The organism is Paraburkholderia sabiae, assembly GCF_030412785.1.
GTDB lineage: Bacteria > Pseudomonadota > Gammaproteobacteria > Burkholderiales > Burkholderiaceae > Paraburkholderia > Paraburkholderia sabiae.
The window spans coordinates 3,271,754-3,296,569 of the sequence record NZ_CP125295.1; the positions used below are offsets into that span (position 1 = coordinate 3,271,754).

Below are 24,816 nucleotides of genomic sequence, written 5' to 3' on the forward strand. Positions count from 1 at the left end.
AAAGCGCGGCAATTGCCGCGCTTTTCATTTCAGCCCTTCATTTAGCGGTTAAAACGGCGCTCAATAGGCGTCGGGCACGATCATCGAATCCGGCACAGGGTGACGGATGTACTCTTCGTGGAAGACACGTTCCGGCAATACGATCGACGGATGCTCGATCTCGTGATACGGCACCTGGCTCAACAGATGGCCAATGCAGTTCAGGCGCGCGCGCTTCTTGTCGACAGCCTGCACGACCCACCACGGCGCTTCGGGAATGTGCGAACGCTGAAGCATCACCTCTTTCGCCTGCGTGTACATCTCCCAGCGGCGACGGCTTTCCAGATCCATCGGGCTCAGCTTCCATTGCTTGAGGGGATCCTGAATACGCGCCTGGAAACGGATTTCCTGCTCTTCGTCGGTGATCGAAAACCAGTACTTGATGATCTGCACGCCGCTGCGCACGAGCATCTTTTCGAACTCCGGCACCGAGCGGAAGAACTCTTCGTATTCGTCGTCCGTGCAGAAACCCATCACGCGTTCGACGCCTGCGCGGTTGTACCAGCTGCGATCGAACAGCACCATTTCGCCGCCTGCGGGCAAATGGCTCACATAGCGCTGGAAATACCATTGCGTGCGTTCGCGGTTGTTCGGCGCGGGCAGCGCTGCAACGCGGCATACGCGGGGATTCAGACGTTGCGTGATGCGCTTGATTGCACCGCCTTTGCCGGCCGCGTCGCGGCCTTCGAAGATCACGACGAGGCGATGCCCCGTCTTGACGATCCAGTCCTGCAGCTTGACGAGTTCGCCTTGCAGACGGAACAGCTCGCGGAAATAGTGCTTGCGCACTTCGCGCGCTTCAGGCGAGAAGCCTTCTGAGCCGTCGAGGATACGGTCGTCGACCTCCATTTCGAGTTCCTCGTCGTATGCGTCGACGAGATCCTCTTCGAAACGGCGCTGCCGTGCGGCAAGCGATGCTGCGGCGTCAAGTTCCTGCTCGGATTCCTTCATCACAGTGGCTCCTGTTTTTTCCGTTCGACGGAAAGGGTTTACGCTGCGCGTGGGCTCTTGTGATTGTGGACGTTCTGGGTGTCAGTCATATTACTCTCCTGCCGCGACGGCATGTTTTCAAAGCCTTTTTAAAGCCTCTTTGCAATGCTGATCTCGTGCCCGTCAGGGTCGCAGACATGAAAGTAGCGCTCGCCCCATGACGCGTCGGCGGGCGGCGCTTCTGGTCTGTATCCCGCTGCCAGCGCTTTCTGATAGACGGCGTCTACGTCGGACACGTGCACGATCACGCGTCCCCACCAGAGCACGGGCCCTCTCGTGTCCAAGATCAGATTCAGATAGGTGCCGCCGAATTCGAACGACGTGAACGACTCGAACGGTCCGCCGTACGACAGCGGAAATCCCAGCGCCAGATAGAACGCGACGGCCCGCTCCATATCATGCGTTGCAAGCGTGACGGCACTCAGTCCTTCGAATCGCGGTTCGGCGGCATCGGTGTTTGATTGAGGCTGACTCATCGCTTCCTCCCTCGTCTGAAAGTGAAACAGCGGACACCGCCCATCGGCGATGCCCGCTGCAAAGCGAATCGACCGGGCGCCGCGTGAACTAATGCGGCGCCCAGGTTTGCCGTCCGCTCAGGGTATCACTCGCGTCACACCGCGTCCGCGCGGATCCGATACTGCGTTCGGCGATTCGCCGTCGATCTTGATCGCCTGAATGTCGCCATTGAAGTCCTGGGCCTTCAGCTTATAGCCCTTTGCTTCGACCTGTTTCGCAAGCTCGCCGTCGATAGGCGCATACGGCTCCCAGAAAATCGTGTTCGGCGGCAACAGTTGATGGTGGAAACGCATTGCGCCCACGGCGTCCTTCAACGGCATGTTGAAGTCATACACGTTGTTGATCACCTGGAAGATCGACGTGAAGATGCGCGATCCGCCCGGCGTGCCGATCACCAGCGACACCTTGCCGTCTTTCGTCAGAATGGTCGGCGTCATCGACGACAACGGGCGCTTCTTCGGCTCGATCGAATTCGCGTCGCTGCCCACCACACCGAACATGTTTGGCACGCCGGGTTTCGATGCAAAGTCGTCCATCTCGTCGTTCAGCACGATACCCGTGCCTTCCGCCACCACGCCCGAACCGAAATAGCCATTGATGGTGTACGTGTTCGACACGGCATTGCCCCATTTGTCGACCACTGAAAAATGCGTCGTCTCCGCTTTTTCCGGCATCGACATGCCGAGACCTGCCACCACGCTCTTCGTATCCGACGGTGCGGACGGATTCACTTCCGAAGCACGCTTTGCGATGTAGGCATCGTCCGTCAGTTGCGCGACGGGGACCTTATAGAAGTCCGGGTCGCCGAGGTATTGCGCGCGATCCGCAAAGACGCGCTTTTCGATTTCCGAAATGAGGTGAATGTACTGCGGCGAGTTGAGATCGACGTTGGTGAAGTCGCTCTTCAGGTCCGCTTTCATCTTTAGCAACTGCACGAGGCCGATACCACCCGAACTCGGGGGCGGCGCAGTGATCACGCGATAGCCGTTCCAGTCGGCCTGAACGGGTTGACGCCACACTGCCCTGTAATCCTGCAGATCGCGCTTCGTGATGAGGCCATGCCCTTTCATCGCCGACGCAATCAGATCCGCTGTCTTGCCGTTATAGAACTCGCGTGCGCCCTGATTCGCGATACGCGTCAATACAGCGGCGAGATCCGGCTGCTTGAAATTGACGCCCTCTTTCAGATTGCCGAAATAGGTGTCGAAGTTCGTCTTGCCCGCAAAGTCCTTCTCGGCATCTTCGCGTCGCTTGGCGAGTTGCGCATCGACTTCGAAACCGTCGCGCGCGTACTTGATGGCGGGCGCGAGAACCTGCTTCCATTTCAGCTTGCCGAAGCGATGCTGTGCTTCCCACATACCCGCAACCGTGCCCGGCACGCCTGCCGCGTAATAGCCGTACAGGCTCTTACCCTTGATCACGTTACCCTGATCGTCGAGGTACATGTTGCGCGTCGCCGCCTGCGGCGCGCGCTCGCGATAGTCGATGAAATACGGCTTGCCGTTCACATACAGCGTCATGAAACCGCCGCCGCCGATATTGCCTGCTTCCGGATAGGTGACGGCCAGCGTGAACGCAATGGCGACAGCGGCATCGACGGCATTGCCGCCTTCCTTGAAGATCTGTTCTGCGGCATCGGCGCTGTACTTGTCAGCAACAGCGACGGCCGATGCGTTGAGTACCGGTTGCTGTGCAGAAGGCGCTTTAGCGTAAGCGGGTGCGGATTCGAGAAAACCCGCCGAAGTGGTGAAGAGCCCAACAACGGCGAGTGCCGTTGCAGAGAACTTTGCTTTATCGATTAGTTTCAACACGTGTCTCCCAAGACGATCATTCATTAACAAACGAACAGCTTGTCTTGGGCTTATAACACGCAACGCTCGCAATTGCGAAGCGGCCCCATGCAAACTGCATAGGGCCGCATTGCTCATTTATTCAAGCTGCATTAAAGCGGTAATGCGCTCAAGCAGTGGTGGATTCCTTGAGCACTTGCGAGGCCACCTCATCCACGGCTGCCTTGGCCAGCTTGACGATCTCATCGACTTCGTCGCGCGTCGTCACAAGCGGCGGCGCAAAACCGAGGATATCGCCGTGCGGCATGGCTCGCGCAATCAAGCCGCGCTGCAATGCAGCCGCCGACACCCGTGGGCCCACCTTCAGCGCCGCATCGAACGGACGACGCTCGTCCTTGTTGGCCATGAATTCGAGCGCTGCCAGCATGCCCGCGCCGCGCACTTCGCCGACGAGCGGATGCGAGTCGAACGCGGCATGCAAACGCTGCAGCAGATAGCCGCCGACATCGGCCGCATTCTGCGTGAGGTTCTCGCGCTCCAGGATGTCGAGATTGGCGAGCGCTGCAGCAGCGCATACGGGGTGCCCGGAATACGTCCAGCCGTGCCCCATCGGACCATGTTCCTGCGAACCCTTTTCGATCACATCCCAAACCTTTTCGCCGACGATCACAGCGGACAGCGGCGCATAGGCACTCGTCAAACCCTTTGCGACCGTGATGAGGTCCGGTTCGATGCCGAAGTGCTGCGCGCCCATCTTCGAGCCGAGACGACCAAAGCCGCACACGACTTCATCGCTGATCAGCAGAATGTCGTGCTTCTTCAGCACCTTCTGGATCGCGGGCCAGTAACCGGCCGGCGGCGGCAGGATGCCGCCCGTGCCCATTACCGGTTCGCCGATGAAAGCAGCAATCGTATCCGCGCCTTCTTTGGCAATCAGCTTCTCGAGTTCTTCGACGCAATAGTCGACGAATTGCGCTTCGTTCATGCCGGCAGGCGCCTGACGATACCAGTGCGGACACACCGTATGCTTGACGCGATCGATCGGCAGATCGAAGTGCTGATGGAAGCTCGGCAATCCCGTCAGACTACCTGTGACGATGCCCGAGCCGTGATAGCCGCGCTGGCGCGAAATGATCTTCTTCTTGTTCGGGCGGCCCTTCACATTGTTGTAGTACCAGACGATCTTGATCTGGGTTTCGTTTGCATCGGAACCGGACAGGCCGTAGTACACCTTCTTCATGCCCTTCGGCGCCCAGTCGATGATGCGCGACGACAATTCGATGATCGTATCCGTCGAATGCCCGACGTACGTGTGGTAATACGCGAGCTTCTTCGCCTGTTCATAGATTGCATCGGCGACTTCCGTGCGGCCGTAGCCGATGTTCACGCAGTAGAGGCCTGCGAATGCGTCGATGAACGACTTGCCTTGATGATCTTCGATGCGGATGCCATTCGCGCCCGTCACGATGCGGCCGGGCAATGCGCCGCTCGCGTGATCGTGAGCATGCGTCGACGGGTGCATGAAATGCGCGCGGTCCGCGCTAAACAGTTGATCGAGCTGGGTCATGGGACACTCCGTTTGATCGATAGTGAATAAAGGGGCTCACGCGGCGATGGGCCGGTGAGCAGAAGCAACAGCATCGGCGACGGGCAAGCCCAGCTGACCGAGGCAGAAGTAACGCGTTTCGACGAAGGGCTCGAAGCCTTCGAGTCCGCCTTCTCGGCCCAGACCTGACGCCTTCATGCCGCCGAATGGAATGGGCGCACCCGTGAACTTGGCGCCGTTCACGGAGACCATCGCGAACTCCAGCTGGCGAATCACCTGAAAGACGACGTTCAGATCTTTCGCGCAGAGATAAGCGGCGAGACCATGCTCCGTGTCGTTGGCGCGCGAGATCGCTTCTTCCAGCGTGTCGAACGGCGACACGGCCGAAATGGGCGCAAAGTTCTCTTCGTCATAGATGCGCATGCCTTTTGCTGCGTCCGCGACGACAGTCGGCTCGAAGAACCATCCACCGCGCGCATGCGGCGTTCCACCCACGAGAATGCGCGCGCCTTTCGCGCGAGCATCCTCGACGCGTTGCAGCGTCGAATCGAATGCGGCCTGATGCATCAGCGGACCGACTTCGCTGCCGGGTTCGAATGCCGAGCCGACTTTCAACGCGCGCACGGCTTGCGCATAGCGTTCGACGAACGTGTCGTAGACGGGACGCGCGACGAGAATCCGATTCGCGGCGCAGCAATCCTGCCCGGAAGTCTGAAACTTCGCGGCGACAGCGACGCGTACTGCCTGGTCGAGATCGGCATCTTCCGTCACGATGAACGGCGCATTGCCGCCGAGTTCCAGCGCTGTTTTCTTGATGCCGCTTTGTGCAGCGGCTTGCATGACGAGTCCACCGACACGGGTCGAACCCGTGAAGCTCACGGTACGCGTACGCGGATCGCGGACAAGCGTTTCCATCGTCATTTGTGGCTCGCCGAGCACGACATTGAACACGCCGGGCGGGAGACCCGCTTCTTCTGCGAGTTGCGCGAGTGCGAGCGCGGAGAACGGCGTTTCATGCGCGGGCTTCACAATGACGGTGCAACCTGCCGCCAGCGCGGCGGCTGCTTTCCGCGTGATCATCGCGTTAGGGAAATTCCACGGCGTGATCAAAGCGGCGACGCCGACGGGTTCCATCATCGTGCCGAGATGCGCGCCATCGATGTGCGTCGGAATGGTGCGGCCATTCAACCGCTTGCCTTCGTGCGCAAACCATTCGATGAAGCTGGCGCCGTAGGCGATTTCGCCTTGTGCTTCGGCGAGCGGCTTGCCTTGCTCGAGGGCGAGGATCCCTGCGAGATCGTTCTGGTGGCGCAGCACGAGTTCGTGCCAGCGGAGCAGTAACGCTGCACGTTTTGCTATGGGAACCCAGCGCCAAGACTCGAATGCTGCTTGCGCGGCTGTGACTGCTTCTGTGATCTGTCGCTGTTCAAGCATCGGGACGTGGCCGATGACTTCCTGATCTGCAGGGTTCTGCACCGCTACCGTCGAGGCGGTATCGCTGTGGATCCAGCGGCCGTTTATGTAACACAGCGACTTGAATAGGACCGGATGACCTAGCAACATGTTTCGTCTCCTGTAAGCAGTTTCCTTTCCAATACTTTAAGTGCGCTACGCGGCGCGTTGTTTTGGTTTCTGGTTTGCTCTGTTGGTGTTTTTTCTGTTTTTTTCTATGCTCGTTTGGCTATTTTTTTTTGCTGGCATCCGCGCGTTCGTATTGGTGCTTCAGGCGTTGCCCCTGTGCGGGGCGGCACCTACTTTTCTTTGCAGCGGCAAAGAAAAGTAGGCAAAAGAAAGCCGCTTTTGTACCTCCGGTGCCTGCCAGGTTCGCACTGCGGCATGCCGCGGTTGAGCTATCGCGCAGCGACGGCCGCACTCTGTAGAAAGCCCGCAGTCAACCCCGCACGGCGCCCCCCACACGGTCTCGAGCATATACCGCCGCAATCAAACCGACGGCAAACGCGCAAAAGCAAGCCGACCGAATGTGCCCCAGGTGGATGTCATCTTTCGCGCAGCGCGCGCCCGACTGCGGGCTTTCTACGGAGTGTTGGCGTCGCTGCGCGACAGCTCAAAGAACGCGCGCCGTGGCGTTATCCTGGCAGGCACCGGAGGTTTGAAGCGGCTTTCTTTTGCCTACTTTTCTTTGCCGCTGCAAAGAAAAGTAGGTGCCGCCCCGCACAGGGGCAACGCCTGAAGCACCGATACGAAACCGCGGATGCCACTCAAAAGCAAAAAAGCAAAAACCAAAGCATGGCGACTAGCGTCGCAGACAAAAAAACCTCACTCCTCCCACTCAGGCACACCCTCAGGCACACCCTTAACCACTTTAGTCACCACATAAGTGAAATACTTTTCAATCCCGAGCTCATCGGTAAGCAGCCCATCAATAAACCGCTGATAGTGATCAATATCCCGCGCCACCACGTGCAACACGTAATCAACCCCACCACCGGTGGCATAACACTGCGTCACTTCAGAAGCACCCGATACGCGCTCTTCAAACCTCCGCATATCCTGCGCGGTATGCCTCGCGAGCGTGACCTCAACCACAATGCGGCTACCAGAAAAAGCCTTCGTCCAATCAACATCCGTCCGATAACCACGAATCACGCCACTCTCTTCCAGCCGCCGCACACGCTCCCAAGCAGGCGAAATAGATAGATTCACCTCCTCGGCAAGACGCGACTTCGTAATACGTCCGTCCCGCGCGAGGATGCGAAGAATAGCGAGATCGTAGCGATCGAGTTTCATCATCTAGTGCTTCACCGCACTCGCCACAACGGGGATGCCCCGCTCGACGATATCGGCCACCACAGCCACCGTATCGCCGATATGCACGAGCCCCGGAAAATGCCGCGCCGCGAGCAATCCACTGCGTTTCGCGCGGTACTCGATCGGCTGCATGCCCGTGCGCGACATGTCATGCACACGCGCAATAACCTCGCCCGCTTCGACGTTGTCGCCCAGGTCCTTACATAGCTCAAGCAGACCATCGTGCTCGCTCGTCGTATAACAGCTGCCGTCAGGCATATCGAGCAAGACCGTCGTGCGCGACTCAGCACTCAAGTCGTCACGCACCGTCAGCACGCCCGAATTCGCGAGAAATCCACGCACGCCGCGTTCAGCCACAGCGACGCTCTCCACAGTCGCCGTACCGCCGCCGCCCAGTTCCGTCGATACGAACACCTTGCCCGCCTCTTCGACAGCCGTGTCGAACAAGCCGACGCTATCCAGTTCGAGCATCCGCATCGAATACGGCGCGCCGAATGCGCGCATCGCAGCTTCGCAACGCGCCTGCTGGTTTGCATCGCTCAACACGTGAACGGCAGCGAACGGCACGAAGTCGAGCGTGCGGCCGCCCGCGTGCAGATCGAGCACATAGTCCGCGAGCGGCAACAGATAGCGCTGAAAATAATCGGCGATCTTCTCCGTGACCGTACCGTCAGGCTTGCCCGGAAACGCGCGATTGAGATTGCCCCGATCGATCGGCGACGTGCGGCTGCCCGCGCGAAACGCCGGATAGTTCATGAACGGCACGATAATCACGCGCCCCTTCACGTCGCTTGTCTTCAACGTCGATGCAAGTTTCGACAGTACGATCGGTCCTTCGTATTCGTCGCCGTGATTGCCGCCCGTCAATAGCGCAGTCGGCCCGTCACCGTTGCGGATCACCGTGATGGGGATCATCACCGCGCCCCATGCAGAGGCGTCGTGCGAATACGGCAGCTTCAAAAAGCCGTGCTGTTCGCCGTCGGCATTGAAATCGACCGTGGCTGAAATGGGTGAAGCCCGCATTGCACTACTCCTTAACGAACAACTTGCGCGGCGTGTTGCAGAAGGTCTCGACGCCCGACCCGGTAATCAGGATGCTTTCCGTGATTTCGAGTCCCCAGTCGTCGAGCCACAGGCCCGGCATGAAGTGGAACGTCATGCCGGGTTCGAGGACCGTCTTGTCCCCGGGACGCAGGCTCATCGTCCGCTCGCCCCAGTCGGGCGGATAGCTCGCGCCGATCGGATAACCGCAGCGGCTGTTCTTCTCGATACCCGACTTGCGCAGCACCGCGAAGAACGCGTTCGCAATGTCTTCACAGGTATTGCCAGGCTTGGCTGCCGCAAGACCCATTTCGATGCCTTCCACAACGGCTTTTTCCGCATCGATGAAATGCTGCGGCGGCTTGCCGAGATACACCGTGCGCGACTGCGGACAGTGATAGCGCTTGAAGCAACCCGCGATTTCGAAGAACGTACCCGCGTTCTTTTCGAAAGGCGTGTCGTCCCACGTGAGATGCGGCGCGGCGGCATCGGCGCCCGTCGGCAGCAGCGGCACGATGGCGGGATAGTCGCCGCCATATCCGTCGACACCCGTCACGCCCGCCGAATAGATCTCGGCGACGAGATCGTTCTTGCGCATGCCGGGCTCGATACGTTCGACGATATGCGCATGCATCTTCTCGACGATGCGCGCGGCAATGCGCATGTACTCGATCTCGCGCGGCGACTTCACGGCGCGCTGCCAGTTGACGAGCGCCGTCGCATCGCGCCACGTCGCTTGAGGAAGATTGCGCTGCAAAGATGCATACGCAGCAGCGCTGAAATAGTAATTGTCCATTTCGACGCCGATACGGCGCGTCTGCCAGCCGCGCGCTTCGATCACTTCGCGCGCGAGATAGTCCATCGGATGACGCTCGGTGGACTGCACATAATGATCCGGGTAGCCGACGATGTTCTCGCGTTTCATGAACACCGTACGCAGCGCGCCGTTCGCATCCTGTCCCCGGCCGTACCAGACGGGTTCGCCATCGAGCGCGAGCAGCACGCATTGATGCACGTAGAACGACCAGCCGTCGTAGCCTGTCAGCCACGCCATATTGGTCGGATCCGTGACGATCAGCAGATCGATTCCGGCCTTCTCCATGGCGCGCCGCGTCTTTGCGATGCGCGCGTCGTACTCGCTGCGATCGAACGGCAGACGCACGCCTGGCGTCGCCGGTTGAGGTGTATCTGACATGGTCTCCTCTCAGCGCTTCATGTCGTTGCGGAAAATGGTCCCTGCGTCGGCCGCCCGCGCACGAGCGACGGCAAGCGTCGCGATGGCCGTGTCCTGTGCGCCCGTGCCCGTCAAGTCGCAGAGCGTGATGTCGCTGTCGCTCGTGCGGCCTTTGGCCTGTCCTGCGATGATCTGTCCGAGTTCGGCATGCGGCGCATGTGCATCGACGAGACCTGCTTCGATCGCGTGATGCAGTTCGCCGAGCACGCGCGTTTGCGTGACGCGATCGCATACATAGCGCGTCGCAGCGAGTGCTTGCGGTGCGATCTCGTTCTTGTGCTCCGCATCCGAGCCCATCGCCGTGATGTGCAGGCCGGGATGCAGGTCCGCTGCTTGAATCAGCGGCTCGGTGCTCGGCGTCGTCGTGATTGCGATGTCGGCTTCGGCGAGCGCGTGATGCACGTCGCGCGCGACTTCGCAGGTAATGCGCAATTGCGCGGACATGTCCGCTGCAAACTGCTCGGCGTTCACGCGATTGCGCGCCCACACCGTCATGTGCTCGACTTTTCGCACCATCGACAGCGCCCGCAATTGCAGACGTGCCTGTTCGCCCGCGCCGATCACGGCGACCTTCGGCGCATGCTGTTTGGCGAGCCAACGCGCTGCGACCGCGCCCGCAGCCGCGGTGCGCACTGCCGTCAGATAGCCGTTGTCGAGCAGCACAGCTTCCGTGAGTCCCGTCTTCGCGGACAGCACGAGCATCAGGCCATTCAGGCTCGGCAGTCCGAGTTTCGGGTTATCGAAGAAGCCGGGACTCACCTTGATCGCAAAGCTGTCGAAGCGCGGCAGATACGCTGTCTTCACATCGACTTCGCCGCGATGCTCGGGCAAGTCGAGACGCAGAATGGGCGGCATCGCGACGGCTTCCGTGGCGAGCGAGAGAAACGCGGCTTCGACCTGATCGATTGCGGGCAGATCGAGCGGCACGAGTTCTCTCAGTTGCGCTTCGCCGAGCAGGGTAATGGCCGTCATGCCGTCGCTCCTTGTGATGCCTCGCCGACAATGCGGCGATGCTGTTTCATATCGATGTTCGCGCCCGTCACGATCAGCACGATCGGACCGCGTGCAACAGATGCGTTGCCGAGACGTCCCGCGAGCAGCGCTGCGATGCCAACAGCGGCGGCGCCTTCGAGCACGAGATGCTCGTCTTCATAGGCATGCACGATCCCGCGCGCAATCGACGCCTCGTCGAGCAGTACGACTTCATCAATTAACTGACGTGTCAGTGAAAACGTATGCTGGTTGTCGAGGCCGATGCCGCCACCGAGCGAATCGGCGAGTGTCTCCACTTCATCGACGAGCACGGGCTTGCCTGCCGCGAGACTCGCGTGCATCGCCGCGCCGCGTTCCATCGTCACGCCCGTCAAACGCACTGTCGGCGCGATCTGCTTTGCTGCGAACGCGATGCCTGCGAACAGGCCGCCGCCCGACAGCGGCACGACGATATGTTCGACATCGGGCAAGTCTTCGGCGATTTCGACGCCGATGGTCGCCTGCCCCGCAATCACATCCAGATGATCGAAAGGCGGCACATACGCATAGCCTTCTTCGCGCACGAGACGTTGCGCTTCGCGCTGCGCATCGTCCTGACTCTTGCCGATGATGTGCGCATGCGCGCCGAGCGCGCGCACGGCTTCGACCTTGTTTGAAGGCACGAGCGACGACATGCACACCGCCGCCTCGATGCCGAGCGCGTGCGCGGCGTGCGCAACGGCGCGTCCGTGATTGCCCGTCGATGCCGTGACGACACGCGTGCAACCCGCTTCGGCAAGACGCACGAGCGCGTTGGTTGCGCCGCGCAGTTTGAAGCTGCCGGTCGGCTGAACGGTTTCGAGTTTCAGATAGACGGGTGCATTCGCAACCGCCGACAAGGTAGGCGACGCGACGAGCGGCGTGCGCAGCACGCGCCCTTCGATACGGCGCCGGGCGCGATAGACATCGGCAAGCGAGAGGTCGGACATTGACAGGCCTTGCACATATTCACGACCAATGCGGTTCGCGTCGCGGTACTCGACGCGCTTCACATCGGACTCAATAAGGCCAGTCTAATGTTCTAAATATTGTTTTCTATTGTCCTGGTACATTTCGATTCAGCATGTCCGCAGCCATGACGCGCTCAACCGAAATCGTGCACCTGCGGATATTGCTCGAACACGTCACGCATCGTTTCGAGCGCTTCCTCATACACCTCGTCGCTCACTTCCGCGCCCACGCAAAGGCGCACGGCATTCGGACGTTCGGCGCCGCGCACCAGAAACGGATCGGGCGACGTCACGGCGATATTGCGGTTGCGCAACTCGCGCGCGAGCCGATCGGCCTGCCAATGATTCGGCACGCGCAACCACACCGACAGCGCCTGCGGATGTGAACCGAGCACGTACTGCCCGAGTACTTTTTGCGCAAGCGCCTGACGGATCGCAAGCCGTTCGCGCTGCGTTTCGACAAGACGCGCCGCCGTGCCATCGTTGATCCAGCGCGTCGCTACTTCGGCCATCGGCGAAGTCGCCATCCAGCTGCTCACACGCAGCACGCTTTCCGCGCGCAGCGCGAGACGGCGCGGCGTCGTCATATAGCCGATGCGCAAGCCCGCGAGCACCGACTTCGACATGCTCGTGCAATAGAACGACAGATCGGGAATATGACTCGATATCGGCGCGGGCCGCGTGGTCGGCAACGGACCATATACATCGTCTTCGATCACGAACACGCCATAGCGCTCCGCTATTCGTGCAATGGAGCGCCGCCGCGACTCGGGCATCATCGCGACGGTCGGGTTGTTGAGCGTCGGCGTGCACACGAGCGCCGTGATGCGCTCGCTGTCGCACATCTCTTCGAAGTGCTCGGGATGAATGCCGTATTCGTCGATCTCCAGTCCCTTCAACGTAAACCCCAGGACATTTGCGGAGCCGATCACGCCGTGATCGGTCAGACTTTCACACAACACCGTATCGCCGGGACCGACGAGCGACGCGAGCGCGAGAAAGATGCCGTGCGCGGCGCCGTTGGTGACGAGCAGCGTGTCCATCGACGCAGGCATGCCCATCGACTGGAGCCATGCAATGCCCGCCTGCCGATGATGCTCGAAGCCCGCAATCGGCCTGAACGCACGGATCCACGGCTGGTCTTCGATCTTCGACAGCGTCGCACATACCTTGCGCCACATCGCGTCGTGCTCGGGCGTATGGATGATGCGCGCAATCGAAAAATCGACGACGGAACGCTCTGCCGTATCGAGCATGTAGTTCGACATCGTTTCCGTCACGCGCTCGGCGACGAAGCTGCCGCGCCCCACTTCGCAGCGGATCAGCCCTTGACGCTCCAGTTCCTTGTACGCGTTCGTCACGGTCTGCACGCTGACGGACAGCTCCGACGCGACATCGCGCTGCGGCGGCAGACGCGCGCCCGCGCGCAGTGACTCGCTTTCGATATCGCTGGCAATGGCCTTGACCAGTCTCTTGTATTTCGACTCGACGCCATGCACCGCGCCGACCGCTTCCCGCCAATGTTCGATCACCTGCTGCCTCTCCCTTACAGGCATGTTCATAACATGCATAGTGCGACGAAAGAGGCGGCGAAAATTATTGTCCTAGAGCAATCGGAACAAAAAAATGGCTTTGTATGCTGCGTTCGTGGTCGTATCCGGAGCCTCTCGAACCGCCTGGAATGCTTGCCACATCGGGTTTTCCCGGGTTTCAGGCGCACGTCGCACCGCGCCATTTACTACTCTTTTTCGCCCTCACACGGAATCGATATGAAATCGAAGCGCACGTCAGTCATGCTCGGCGCCTTCTGCCTCGCGGCAGCCGGTCTCGCCATGCACACCCAGTTCGCGTCGGCTGAAACGACGTTGCAGCGCATCCAGCGTACCGGCGAGGTCCGCATCGGCTATGCGAACGAAGCACCGTTCGCCTATACGCAGCCGGACGGCAAGGTGACGGGCGAGTCGCCGGAAATCTCCCGAAAGATCTTCGAGAAACTCGGCGTGAAGAAAGTCGATGCCGTGCTGACTGAATGGGGCTCGCTGATTCCAGGCCTGCGCGCAGGCCGTTTCGACGTGATCGCAGCGGGCATGTACATCACGCCCGAGCGCTGCAAGCAGGTCGCGTTCGCCGATCCGCAATATCAGATCCAGGACACGCTGCTCGTGATGAAGGGCAATCCGAAGAATCTGCACAGCTATGGCGATGTCGCGAAGCAACCCGACCTCAAGCTCGCGGTGATGTCGGGTGCGGTCGAAGTCGCCAATTCGCGCGAATCCGGCGTGAAGGATGGGCAATTGCTGCAGGTGCCCGATACGACGGCGCAATTGCAGGCCGTGCGCACGCGCCGTGCCGATGCTGCCGCAGGCACCGCGCTGACTATGAAGGGTCTCGCCGCGAAAGATGCGGGACAGGTCGAAACGGTCTCGACCTTCAAGGACGATCCGAAGCATACGGGCTACGGCGCGCTCGCGTTCCGGCCTGAAGATACGGACTTGCGCGATGCCGTGAACAAGCAGCTGCATCAATGGCTCGGCACGCCCGATCATCTCGCGACGGTCAGTCCCTTCGGCTTCGACAAGACGAACGTGACCACGAAGACGGCCGCGGATATCTGCGGCAAGTGATGCGGTGCGATGCGCATGCACGTCGACGCACATGAGCATGCGCATCCGTCCCAGAGCCGCGATTCATTGCACGGCTTCATTGCACGGCTGATGTGCCGCGCAATGTGAATCGTGCGCTCGAACGAGGCACCTGATTTGCTTCCAGCATTCAATCCCGTGCGCATCGACGCGCCATCATGCAAGCGAGGCCACCGCCATGCGTGAACTGTTTCCCCTGCTGCTGCAAGGCACGATCGTCACGATCGAGATCGCTATCTTCGGCACGCTGCTCGCCATCGTGATGGCCTTCGTCGCCACGGCCGCCAAGCTCTCGCCCTGGGCGCCTCTGCGCTGGGTCGGCAACGTGTATGTCGAAGTCTTTCGCGGCACGTCGCTGCTCGTGCAGCTCTTCTGGTTCTTTTTCGTGCTGCCGCTGCCGCCGTTCAGGATCGAACTGACGCCATTCACGGTCGCTATCGTCGGACTGGGTCTGCACTACGGCGCATATGGCTCGGAGATTCTGCGCGGCGCACTGCGTTCAGTGCCGGGCGGCCAGTTCGAAGCCGCCGTCGCACTGAACATGTCGGCGTTCACGCGCATGCGCCGCATCGTGCTGCCGCAAGCGATGATCAACGCATTGCCGCCCGCAACGAACCTGATGATCGAACTGTTGAAGGGCACGTCGCTCGTTTCGCTGATCACGCTGTCGGATCTCACGTTCCGCGCACGTCAGCTCGATGAAGCGACGTTCAAGACAGCCGAGATCTTCTGCCTCACGCTCGTCATCTACTTCGTGCTTGCACAATTGCTCGCTACGGTGATGCGTTATTTCGAACGTCGCGTGAGCCACGGCATCATCGCGCACACCACGCGAAAGGCGGCGCCATGAACAACTTCTTCGATTTGCAGTACGCCGCGCATATCCTGCCCGCTCTGGCGCGCGCTTCGATCTACACGATCCTGATCACGCTGGTCGGCTTTGCGATCGCGCTCGTGCTCGGCCTCGTGCTCGCGATTCTGCGGCGCAGTCATATCAAGCCTGTCGCGCGGACGGTCGGGTTCGTTGTCGAGTTCATCCGCAGCACGCCGCTGCTGATTCAGGTCTACGTGCTCTTCTATGTGCTGCCGATTTACGGCGTGACGATGTCCGCGCTCACGGCAGGCACGATCGGCATTGCGCTGCACTATGCGTGCTACACGTCGGAGGTGTATCGCGCGGGACTGAACGGCGTTGCGCGCGGACAGTGGGAAGCAGCGTGTGCGTTGTCGCTGTCGCCGTGGCGCACGTATAGCGGTGTGATTCTGCCGCAAGCCGTGCGGCCCATCATTCCCGCGCTCGGCAATTACCTCGTCGCAATGTTCAAGGACACGCCCGTGCTGTCGGCCATCACCGTGGTCGAATTGATGCAGCAGGCAAAGAACGTCGGTTCGGAAACCTTCCGCTATCTCGAACCGATCACGCTCGCGGGTCTGTTCTTCCTCGTCATCAGCATCACGTTCGCGCAACTCGTGCGGCGGCTTGAATACCGCTTGAGGCTGCCATGAAAACACGCGTCGACACCGATACCCGTTTGCAGTCCGAGTCCCCTGTGATGGAGAAAGAGATGAAGCGCGATTCCGCTGCCGCACTTAGCGAAACCTCGAACGCGAAAGGCGAACAGCCGATGGTCCGTTTCGCCGGCGTGACGAAGCGCTATGGCGCGCTCACCGTGCTCGACGAACTCGATCTGGACATCGCGCCTAACGAGAAAGTGGCGATCATCGGGCCGAGCGGCTCGGGCAAATCAACGCTCTTGCGCGTGCTGATGACGCTCGATCCTTTGACGGGCGGCATGATCGAAGTGGACGGCGAGCCGCTCACTCACATGCGCAAGAACGGCTCGCTGGTGCCTGCGTCGATGTCGCATCTGCGCCGTGTGCGCAGCAAGATCGGCATGGTGTTTCAGAGCTTCAATCTGTTCCCGCATATGACGGCGATCGCCAACACGATCGAAGCGCCGATGCAGGTGCTCGGGCTCTCTCGCAAGGAAGCGACGGAGCGCGCGCGCGAATTGCTGTCGCTGGTCGGTCTCGAAGACAAGTGCAATCACTATCCGTCGCAACTGTCGGGCGGTCAGCAGCAGCGCGTCGCAATTGCACGCGCGCTCGCGATGCGGCCGAAAGTGATGCTGTTCGACGAAGTGACGTCCGCGCTCGATCCCGAACTATGCGGCGAAGTGTTGAACGTGATCCGACGTCTTGGCGAAGAGCACAATCTGACGATGCTGATGGTCACGCACCAGATGGGTTTTGCGCGTGAATTCGCGGACCGTGTGTGCTTTTTCTCGCAAGGCAAGATCATCGAGCAAGGGCCGCCGCAGCAGTTCTTCACGTCGCCGCAGCATGAGCGCACGCAGCAGTTCTTGCGTGCAGTTCGAGAAGCGGTTTGATTTTATTAGTTGTGAAGGCGTGACGTTGCGCTAGCAGGCTCGCGTCACGCCCGTCCTCTTCCGCCGCGCGCGAGTTCCTCGCCGCTGTTATGCGGCAGCTTCGCCGTCACGGGAATCGACGCGAGCGAGAACAGACCGACCACGAAGAACGCGGGCCAGAAGTCGGTCCAGACGATAGTCGGATGTCCTTGCAGCTTGTGCGAAATCTGCAGCACGATGCCCGCGATCGTCACGCCGAGACCAAGCGAAATCTGCTGCACGACGCTTGCGACGCTCGTCGCGCGTCCGACGTCGGCGCTCGGAATGTCCGCATACGCAAGCGAGTTCAGCGACGTGAACTGCAACGACGGGAACACGCCGCCGAACAGCACCACGCACCAGATCAACACGAGCGGCGTGCCGGGTCCGAAGAGCCCGTAGCTCGCGATCGCGCAGCCGGCGAGGATCGCGTTGAACATCAGCACGCGTCGAAAGCCGAAGCGCGCGAGCACCGATGACGCGATCGTCTTCATGAAAATCGAGCCGAATGCCGACGCGCACGTGATCGTGCCCGCGCCGAACGGCGTCATGCCGAGCCCTTCCTGCAACGCGAGCGGCAACAGGAACGGCACGGCGCCAAGACCGATGCGAAACAGCGAGCCGCCCGCGACGCTCGCGTGAAAGCTCGGAATGCGCAGCAGTTTAAGATCGAGCACGGGACGTTCGACGCGGCTCGCGTAGCGCCAGTAGATCAGCAACAGCGCGGCGCCGATCACGCACATGGCCGTCGATACGCTGTTCGACACCAGTTCGCCGCCGACCAGCGACAACCCCAGCATGAACAGCGACGCGCCGCCCGCCGACAGAATGAAGCCTGTCCAGTCGAGCGGACCGGGATGCGCTTCGCGCATGTTCGCGATGTGGCGATTCGTGAGCCAGATGCCGAACAGCCCGATCGGAATGTTGACGATGAAAATCAGGCGCCAGTGCAGATACGTCGTGATGAAACCGCCGAGCGGCGGCCCGATGACGGGTCCGAGCAGCGCGGGCACGGTCAGATAGTTGACGGCGCGAATGAAGTCCGACTTCGGCACCGAGCGAAAGATGATGATGCGGCCAACGGGCACCATCATCGCGCCGCCGACGCCCTGCACGAAGCGCGCCGCGACGAAGAGCGGCAGATTCGTCGATGCGGCGGCCATCAGCGAGCCTGCCATGAAGATGCCGATGGCGGTGCGGAAGACGGACCGCGGGCCGTAGCGGTCGGCGACCCAGCCGCAGACTGGGATGAAGACGCCCAGACCGATGACGTAGGCCGTGATTGCGAGCTTGAGGGTGATCGGGTCGTGGCCGAGATCTCGGGCGAGGACTGGTAGCGACGTTACCAGGACCGTAGAGTCGACGTTTTCCATGAACATCGCGCAGGCGACGATCAGGGGGACCAGGAAGGGGCCTATGGCCAGGGGCATAGCAGGTTTTTGGTTTTGTCTTCGACTTGGAAGGTAGGTTGGGGTTGCCTATGCGCTGGCATCCGCTCTATGTTTTCGGTCTATTAGTGTCGCCCCTGTGCGGGGCAGCACCTACTTTTCTTTGCAGCGGCAAAGAAAAGTAGGCAAAAGAAAGCCGCTTCAAACCTCCGGTGCCTGCCAGGATACCGCTTCAGGATGCCGCAGTTGAGCAATTGCGCAGCAACGTCCGCACTCTGTAGAAAGCCCGCAGTCAACCGCGCACGGCGCGAAAAGCCCACACAGTCTGGAGCACATGCCGCCGCAACCAATCGACGGCACGCACCAAAAACAAGCCGACCGAATGTGCCCCAGGTGGATGTCATCTTTCGCGCCGCGCGCGCCTGACTGCGGGCTTTCTACGAAGTGTTTGCGTGGCTGCGCGACGGCTCGAAGAAAGTGCGCCGTGGCGTTATCCTGGCAGGCACCGGAGGTTTGAAGCGGCTTTCTTTTGCCTACTTTTCTTTGCCGCTGCAAAGAAAAGTAGGTGCCGCCCCGCACAGGGGCAACGCTAATAAACCGACACGAAAAAGCGGATGCCAGCGAAAACCTAAAAACCAAACCTTACCGCGCAGCACCCACCAACGGCTGCAACATCGGCAAAATCTCAGCGGTAGCGCGCTTCACATCGTTGGGAAAATCAATCTCGATCCACGGCGCGCCGGTAACATCCGCCGTATCGAACACATGGCTGCGTTCGAGCAGCAGATCCCGCACAGCCTCTTCATGAGGCATATTCGCGCGCCCGCTATCGACATACCCCGCAACGATCTCGGCAAACCGCTTAGCCGTCTCTTCACGCAGACGGAAGAACCCAACCGACTCACCGATCGTGTCGTACTCGAGCCCAACAGCCAGCTGCTTGCGCAACTCGACAGGCACGCCGTCCTTCAGACACAGCTTGACAGGCTCATCGCCTGCCTCAAAATCGCGATCGATCAAAAGACGGTTCGCATGCTCGCCAGCGACCAGCGCGCTCAGAATGCGCTCGTCATACAGCACATCGGCGTCCATCAGCAGCACATCGCCGCCGGCCGTCATCGCGTCAGCGACAGTGTGAACAGTCAGCACGCTGCCCAGATCGAAACGCGGATTCAGCTTGATCTCGACCTTGTGCGGCCACTCGATCCGCTCCAGTTCGGCTTCGACCAGCTCCGGCTGGAAGCCGAGCGCCAGCACGACGTCATCGACACCCGCTGCGTCGAGCATCTGCAGATGACGCTCGAGCAGCGTCACGCCGTCGAAACGCAGCAGGCATTTGGGAAACTGTTCTCCAACAGGTTGCTGGAGACGCAGGCCAAGACCTGCAGCAAGAATGATGGCGCGCATTCGCGGTCCTTTCTAAAAAAATCAATCGACAGCCGGCAGTCGCGCATCGCGCCGCCGCTGCCAGCTACGTTCGCTGAAATGCAGATACAGCAGACCCGGCAAGCCGAGCAGCAGTTCGCGCGCGCGCTTCACCAGCGACAGCGCGAGCGCCGCTTCCGGCGGCAGACCGACGAGCGGCGCCAGCAGCAGATAGCCGCCTTCCTGGATGCCGAGCGAGCCCGGAATCGCGAAAGCCGCGCCGCGTATCGCCTGCCCGAGGCTTTCGAGCAGCAGCGCATCGACCCAGCCGACGGGATGGCCGAGAAAGCGCAGCGCGAGCCACACTTCCACCGTTCCGACGATCCAGCCCGCAAGGCTGAACGCAAAACTCGCCGCGACCTTGCCACGCTGATCGTACAGTTCGCGCACGGCGGCGTCGACGGCATCGGCGCGCGTCGTCAGCGCCGACCAGTCGCGCTTGCCGAACACTTTCGACACGACGCGCAGCGCCTTGCCGAACAGGCCGCGACGCTGCGCCATATAGAAGCCGACGATCATCGCCGCGAGCACGCCCGTTGCGATCAGCGCCGCCGTCTGCAAATCCTGCATCGCGCCGTGCGCAGCCGACGCGCCGAACAGCAGCAAGCCGAGCATCGCGAAAACGATCTGAGCGAGCGCTTGCAATGTGGTGCTGACGGTGATCGCGGCAGCCGCGTCGCGCATGCGCAAGCCGCGCTGCGACAGCTGACGCACCATCATCACGGGTCCGCCGATCTGCCCGGCAGGCAGCAGGCTGTTCACCGATTCGCCGATCCAGCGCGCGAACACCGCGTCGCGCTCGGTCACTTCCTTCTGCTTGCGGTTGAACATCACCGAGATCGCGCCCGCATCGAGCACGAGCGGCAGCAGATGGAAGGCCGCGACGATCGCGAGACCCCAGCCAGCCGCCATCAGCGTCGACACGACCGAGCCGAAGCCCTGCCATGCGAGCAGCGCGACGAACAGCCCGCCGCCGATCGTCAGCAGGATCATGGCTGCACGCGTCACACGCCTTCTCCTTTGGCATTGCGGCGCGCGAACTGGCTGAACACCTGACGGAAACCGAAGTACGCAATCGCGTCCTTCAGGTTCGAGATGACGCGGCGCCACGGGCGCATGTTCGGATCGGTGACGTACTCGAACGTCAGCGAAACGCGCATTTCGTTTTCCAGCGCCGGCGAAATGCGATGGCGCAGCTTGTCGCCGTCGAAGAACACGAGACCGCCCGGCGGAATCTGCACCGAACCGGGCAAGTCGGCCTTGTCGGGATTGCGCGTGTGCAGTTCGTAGTCGAGACGGCACGACGATTCGTCGATCACGCCGAGCAGCAGCGTGTAGCGGCGGCCGTCGTAGTAAGACGTGTCGTAGTGCCAGCCGATATGGTCGCCCGGCTTCGTGTAGTAATAGAGCGCGTAGGCGTGAGGATCGTCGGCGGGCGACAGCAGCAGCTTGTCGCCCGTCAACTGCTCGAGCCAGCCGATCAGCTCTTTCGAGCGATACAGCTGCGCGATGAACGGCGCGAGCCGGTCGATCGTATGACGGCTGACGCTGCCGCCCTGCTTGTGACCCGGCAGATAGTTGCGGTTCACTTCCGGCAGCAGGCCACGCGCCGCCGCGACCAGCTGCGCCGTCACTTCGGGCGCGAGAAAGTCTTCGAGGTACAGAAACGCGCTTTGATCGTCGTAGTCTTTGCGCAGCTTCGCATTGTCGAAGGTGCGGACGCGGCTCGCGACGGCGCGATCCGGATCGGGCGCGCCGTTCGATGCATGCGCCGGCGCAGACGCCGTTCCAGAAACGGCAGAAGCCGGCGCGAGGCCGGCAGTGCTTTCCATCGAGTTGGGTGTCATCACGTTTTGTTCTGCGGGCACGCTCATTGGCTGGCCACTGCCTGACTGGTTTCTTGCGCCGGGCGAGTGCGGCGCACGACGCGCCGGTAATCGATCACCACATACGCAGCAAATAACGGCGCGCCGATCGACGCAGCCACGAGAAATGGTGCAACGCCCCCTGTCAGCGTGACGAGCGGCAACAGATACAGAACGTCTTCCGTTTCGAATCCGCCGACGGACGCCTGCTTCGTGCCCGCCTTGCCCGCCATTTCCTCGATGCGCATGCGCAGGAAGAAAATCAGCGCAACCGCGATACCCGCGATCGTTCCGAGCAGGAACGGCGACGCATGCACGCCGATCAGACTGCTGACCTGCGCAGACGTCATCCCATAACCCATGCCGCCGAACAGCAGCACGGTGACGAGCGCGTCGCTCGCGAGGTCGTAAAAATGACCGATGCGGCTCGACTTGCCGCTGACGCGCGCGAGTTCGCCGTCGGTGTGATCGACGAAGTTGGACAGCACGATCAGCAACGCGCCGATGTTGGTCCACGCGAATCCGCCGCGAGCCAATGCCACACCGCCTGCGAGACCGATCAGCAGGCGCAGGGTGGTCAGGTGATTCGGCGTGACGGGTGTATCCACGAGCGGCATGATGAGCCGCCGGGCAAGCCGTGCGTCCCACATGCGGGCCGGCGGAACGTTCCGGGGAGGGTGTGATTGCGAAGTCATAACCCGGAAATATATACGGGATCGCAATTTCTTGCCGTAGTCGCGCACAATTCTGTTGCTTTTCAAAGACCTAGTCGTGGTTGACCCGACAGCACGAATTGCCGAACACAGGTAGAGTGCGCGTCTGTCATGCCGATGTTACCGGGTCGTAAGGACGCTATTTTCGCTGGTTCGTCACTGATCGTCACGGTTTCTTCGTGCTTTTTGCCGCTTTTCTCTGTGCGCGCTCATAACGCCCGCGCGCACGCTCCGTCGAAAACATGAAACAGCTTTTTGTCCGCTCCGCTTTCATCGTCATGCTGCTGTCTGCGCTGCCGCTTGCTGCGCGCGCCGCCTCGCTCGATGCCGCGCTCGCCTGCGACGAATCGGCGCACAAGTTCATCGCCGACCTCGCCTCGCAACAGCTGATCGACCCGAAGCCGATGCGCGTCGAAAGCAATTCGATCAACGCCTTCCGCCCGGTGCGCGGCGCGAATCTGGATGCGTACGGCTTCAGCGTGTTCGCCGTCGTCGGTTATGAACAGGACGATCCCATCTTCCGCGTCGGCAGCGGCGAGCCGCTCGCGAAATCCGCGTATGGCGCGGTGGTCTGGGGCAGCGACGAGAAAGTGCAAACTGCTGTCACGGCCGCGGGCAGCACGGCCATCGTCCATCACGTCGCGCCGCACGTAACGGCGATCTTCTGCAAGCGCAGCTAGTTATCAACACTTTTCGTGGGTAAGGCTGTGAGTATCCTGCGCATGAACGCCGCAAGTCATTGATCCCGTTCGGAATGTGCATCGTGCACGCGCAGGCGCTTCTGCCCGTCGAACGGCTATGCGAAGTGCGGTTTTGCGAGCCATGTTGTCCACAAGATTCGTGGAAAAGCCTGTGGGCAACCTGAGCACGACCAGCGCAAGTCATTGACGCGATTGGATTTGCATCCGGTGCATTCAAGCTTGCTCCGTCCGGACACCGCATTCTCGCGCCGGAACTGACTGCGAGGTTGTCCACAGATTCCGTGGAGAAGGATGTGGACAACCTGAGCACAGCGCTTGCAAGTGCCTGCCGCGAAAGGAACATCGAGTCGCGCACCACGCGAAAGCGCGTCGGCTAAAATCCCCGGATCTTCATGCACGGCCTTCGACGAGGCCATCGCATCTGACCACCGGAGCCCTTCATGCCCTACGATCAGCAGAACCCGTTTGCCCGCATCCTGCGCGACGAATTGCCGTCGATCCGCATTTACGAAGACGAGCACACCGTCGCGTTGATGGACATCATGCCGCAGGCGGAAGGCCACGTACTCGTTCTGCCGAAAGAGCCTGCCGCCGAACTGTTCGAACTGTCGGAAGACGCGACAGCCGCCGCCATCCGCACGACGCGCAAGGTCGCGCTTGCCGTCAAAGCCGTCCTTAACCCGCCGGGCATGATGGTCGCGCAGCTGAACGGCGCGGCTTCGGGCCAGAGCGTGCCGCACGTGCACTTCCACGTGATTCCGCGCCACGACGGCATTCCGCTCAAGATTCACGCCGCCGAGCGCGCCGATCTCGACGAACTGCGCGCACTTGCAGAGCGCCTCAAGGCGGAACTGGACAAGTCCGCCTGACGCGTCGCGTTGAAACAAGCGGCGTCAGCCGGGCCGACGAAATTCGTTCTCGACCCACGACGCCGCGCTCGCCCGGCTCAGCTTGAAATTCGGCGCGACCTTCACTTGCGCGAGCTGTTCGCCGAATGAGTCGAACGCGGTGAGCAACGCATAGGGATCGTCTTCGTCCGGCACGATGTCGAGCGTCACCTCGACAGTGTCGTCGCCGGATTCCACGCTCATCCGCTTGTGCAACTGCGCGTGCAGTTGCTGCTCATGCCGGCGCAAGACTTCCGACGCCGTCTTCACCAGCGTATTGAACGCGCCCGTATCCAGCGGCTTCGGATTCTTCTTGTCGCGGCCCATCGTCCACGGGCCCACCAGCGCGGGTTCGGCCTCGCCGTCCTTGATCATCTCGACAGCCCAGCCGTCGTCGTCTTCGTTCTTGATGACGCGCGCGGTCCAGCCGTTGTCGTGCCACAGGCGGTCTTCGTGTACGGCTTCGGACGCGTTGGCTGCGTCGGTGTCGGGGAGAAGCGTGTCGGTCATTGCGTTTCTTTACGGTTCGTCTGGCGCCGCTGCCTCGCGCATGCGGCTCGAAAAACCGCATTTTACCCGCGCGCGCCGCGCCAGAACCGCCCCGACTGCCTGCCTATAACGAACGGACAAGGCAAGTTCCATTACCGTGCGAATATAAAAAAGTTCAATCGAATTCGATATCGATTTATGAAACAGTCTTTTGTGATTATTCGATCAAAACCTCTTCGCTTTTATTAAGGCAAAAAAAAGCGGCCCGAGGCCGCTAAATAAAAACAGATGAAAAAGACAACCCTTGGTCAAGGGGCAAGAAGAATTCTATAAGCACTATCCAGGTTCGGCGAGACCATCGGCTGGAACAGTACCTTTCCAAAAATCGCAT

Annotated in this window: 23 protein-coding genes; 6 read left to right on the plus strand and 17 right to left on the minus strand. The window is 60.9% G+C overall.

What is annotated here, in order from left to right:
• Nucleotides 1-60: 60 nt before the first annotated feature.
• The 11 genes from ppk2 to ehuR all read right to left on the minus strand — a co-directional run bounded on the left by ppk2 (nucleotide 61) and on the right by ehuR (nucleotide 13,439).
• Entirely contained in the window at nucleotides 61-990 is a 930-nt protein-coding gene (ppk2, locus tag QEN71_RS14665) for a polyphosphate kinase 2 (protein WP_201651144.1), read from the minus strand.
• Between the two features lie 128 nt (nucleotides 991-1,118).
• Nucleotides 1,119-1,505: a VOC family protein gene (locus tag QEN71_RS14670; protein ID WP_201651145.1), complete on the minus strand. Its 387-nt coding sequence runs from the start codon at nucleotides 1,503-1,505 to the stop codon at nucleotides 1,119-1,121.
• Between the two features lie 117 nt (nucleotides 1,506-1,622).
• Nucleotides 1,623-3,380 (minus strand): gamma-glutamyltransferase, encoded by a 1,758-nt coding sequence (gene ggt / locus QEN71_RS14675; protein ID WP_377791132.1) that lies wholly within the window; start codon nucleotides 3,378-3,380, stop codon nucleotides 1,623-1,625.
• A 124-nt stretch (nucleotides 3,381-3,504) separates the two neighbouring features.
• Nucleotides 3,505-4,902, minus strand: coding sequence for an aspartate aminotransferase family protein (locus QEN71_RS14680; RefSeq protein ID WP_201651147.1), 1,398 nt, complete (start codon nucleotides 4,900-4,902; stop codon nucleotides 3,505-3,507).
• A 36-nt stretch (nucleotides 4,903-4,938) separates the two neighbouring features.
• Nucleotides 4,939-6,444 (minus strand): NAD-dependent succinate-semialdehyde dehydrogenase, encoded by a 1,506-nt coding sequence (locus QEN71_RS14685; RefSeq protein WP_201651148.1) that lies wholly within the window; start codon nucleotides 6,442-6,444, stop codon nucleotides 4,939-4,941.
• 714 nt (nucleotides 6,445-7,158) lie between these two features.
• Nucleotides 7,159-7,629 carry an Lrp/AsnC family transcriptional regulator gene (locus QEN71_RS14690; protein WP_201651253.1) on the minus strand — a complete coding sequence of 157 codons (471 nt, stop codon included), beginning with the start codon at nucleotides 7,627-7,629 and terminating at the stop codon, nucleotides 7,159-7,161.
• Between the two features lie 3 nt (nucleotides 7,630-7,632).
• On the minus strand, nucleotides 7,633-8,673 hold the full coding sequence (gene doeB / locus QEN71_RS14695) for a N(2)-acetyl-L-2,4-diaminobutanoate deacetylase DoeB (RefSeq protein WP_201651149.1): 1,041 nt from the start codon (nucleotides 8,671-8,673) through the stop codon (nucleotides 7,633-7,635).
• 4 nt (nucleotides 8,674-8,677) lie between these two features.
• Nucleotides 8,678-9,886, minus strand: a complete 1,209-nt coding sequence (gene doeA, locus QEN71_RS14700) for an ectoine hydrolase DoeA (RefSeq protein ID WP_201651150.1) — start codon at nucleotides 9,884-9,886, stop codon at nucleotides 8,678-8,680.
• A 9-nt stretch (nucleotides 9,887-9,895) separates the two neighbouring features.
• On the minus strand, nucleotides 9,896-10,897 hold the full coding sequence (locus tag QEN71_RS14705) for a cyclodeaminase (RefSeq protein ID WP_201651151.1): 1,002 nt from the start codon (nucleotides 10,895-10,897) through the stop codon (nucleotides 9,896-9,898).
• On the minus strand, nucleotides 10,894-11,886 hold the full coding sequence (gene eutB, locus QEN71_RS14710; RefSeq protein WP_201651152.1) for a hydroxyectoine utilization dehydratase EutB: 993 nt from the start codon (nucleotides 11,884-11,886) through the stop codon (nucleotides 10,894-10,896). Before eutB ends, QEN71_RS14705 begins: the two co-directional genes overlap by 4 nt.
• Before the next feature lie 155 nt (nucleotides 11,887-12,041).
• On the minus strand, nucleotides 12,042-13,439 hold the full coding sequence (gene ehuR / locus QEN71_RS14715) for a MocR-like ectoine utilization transcription factor EhuR (RefSeq protein ID WP_407675467.1): 1,398 nt from the start codon (nucleotides 13,437-13,439) through the stop codon (nucleotides 12,042-12,044).
• 237 nt (nucleotides 13,440-13,676) lie between these two features.
• Here ehuR and ehuB point away from each other — a divergent pair, with 237 nt between their 5' ends.
• The 4 genes from ehuB (at nucleotide 13,677) to ehuA (ending at nucleotide 16,939) form a co-directional block, all read left to right on the plus strand.
• The gene (ehuB, locus tag QEN71_RS14720; protein ID WP_201651154.1) at nucleotides 13,677-14,531 is read left to right on the plus strand and encodes an ectoine/hydroxyectoine ABC transporter substrate-binding protein EhuB; all 855 of its coding nucleotides are present in this window, start codon (nucleotides 13,677-13,679) and stop codon (nucleotides 14,529-14,531) included.
• Between the two features lie 196 nt (nucleotides 14,532-14,727).
• On the plus strand, nucleotides 14,728-15,399 hold the full coding sequence (gene ehuC / locus QEN71_RS14725; protein ID WP_201651155.1) for an ectoine/hydroxyectoine ABC transporter permease subunit EhuC: 672 nt from the start codon (nucleotides 14,728-14,730) through the stop codon (nucleotides 15,397-15,399).
• On the plus strand, nucleotides 15,396-16,055 hold the full coding sequence (ehuD, locus tag QEN71_RS14730; RefSeq protein WP_201651156.1) for an ectoine/hydroxyectoine ABC transporter permease subunit EhuD: 660 nt from the start codon (nucleotides 15,396-15,398) through the stop codon (nucleotides 16,053-16,055). The genes ehuC and ehuD overlap by 4 nt, the downstream gene beginning before the upstream one ends.
• Nucleotides 16,052-16,939 carry an ectoine/hydroxyectoine ABC transporter ATP-binding protein EhuA gene (gene ehuA, locus QEN71_RS14735; RefSeq protein WP_377791129.1) on the plus strand — a complete coding sequence of 296 codons (888 nt, stop codon included), beginning with the start codon at nucleotides 16,052-16,054 and terminating at the stop codon, nucleotides 16,937-16,939. Before ehuD ends, ehuA begins: the two co-directional genes overlap by 4 nt.
• 44 nt (nucleotides 16,940-16,983) lie before the next feature.
• Here the strand turns inward: ehuA and QEN71_RS14740 are convergent, their stop codons facing one another.
• The 5 genes from QEN71_RS14740 to QEN71_RS14760 form a co-directional block, all read right to left on the minus strand.
• A complete protein-coding gene (locus QEN71_RS14740; RefSeq protein ID WP_201651157.1) occupies nucleotides 16,984-18,387 on the minus strand; it encodes an MFS transporter in 1,404 nt (467 codons plus the stop codon).
• A gap of 600 nt (nucleotides 18,388-18,987) precedes the next feature.
• Entirely contained in the window at nucleotides 18,988-19,752 is a 765-nt protein-coding gene (locus tag QEN71_RS14745; protein WP_201651158.1) for a phosphocholine cytidylyltransferase family protein, read from the minus strand.
• Between the two features lie 21 nt (nucleotides 19,753-19,773).
• Nucleotides 19,774-20,778, minus strand: coding sequence for a flippase-like domain-containing protein (locus QEN71_RS14750; protein WP_201651159.1), 1,005 nt, complete (start codon nucleotides 20,776-20,778; stop codon nucleotides 19,774-19,776).
• Nucleotides 20,775-21,644, minus strand: coding sequence for a HalD/BesD family halogenase (locus QEN71_RS14755; RefSeq protein ID WP_201651160.1), 870 nt, complete (start codon nucleotides 21,642-21,644; stop codon nucleotides 20,775-20,777). The genes QEN71_RS14750 and QEN71_RS14755 overlap by 4 nt, the downstream gene beginning before the upstream one ends.
• Entirely contained in the window at nucleotides 21,641-22,330 is a 690-nt protein-coding gene (locus QEN71_RS14760; protein ID WP_201651161.1) for a CDP-alcohol phosphatidyltransferase family protein, read from the minus strand. Before QEN71_RS14760 ends, QEN71_RS14755 begins: the two co-directional genes overlap by 4 nt.
• A gap of 260 nt (nucleotides 22,331-22,590) precedes the next feature.
• Here QEN71_RS14760 and QEN71_RS14765 point away from each other — a divergent pair, with 260 nt between their 5' ends.
• Both QEN71_RS14765 and QEN71_RS14770 read left to right on the plus strand, forming a co-directional pair.
• Nucleotides 22,591-23,028 (plus strand): hypothetical protein, encoded by a 438-nt coding sequence (locus QEN71_RS14765; RefSeq protein ID WP_201651162.1) that lies wholly within the window; start codon nucleotides 22,591-22,593, stop codon nucleotides 23,026-23,028.
• Between the two features lie 461 nt (nucleotides 23,029-23,489).
• Nucleotides 23,490-23,918 (plus strand): HIT family protein, encoded by a 429-nt coding sequence (locus QEN71_RS14770; protein ID WP_201651163.1) that lies wholly within the window; start codon nucleotides 23,490-23,492, stop codon nucleotides 23,916-23,918.
• Between the two features lie 24 nt (nucleotides 23,919-23,942).
• On the opposite strand, the gene QEN71_RS14775 is transcribed toward QEN71_RS14770, so the two are convergent.
• Nucleotides 23,943-24,446, minus strand: a complete 504-nt coding sequence (locus tag QEN71_RS14775) for a hypothetical protein (RefSeq protein WP_201651164.1) — start codon at nucleotides 24,444-24,446, stop codon at nucleotides 23,943-23,945.
• Nucleotides 24,447-24,816 lie beyond the last annotated feature (370 nt).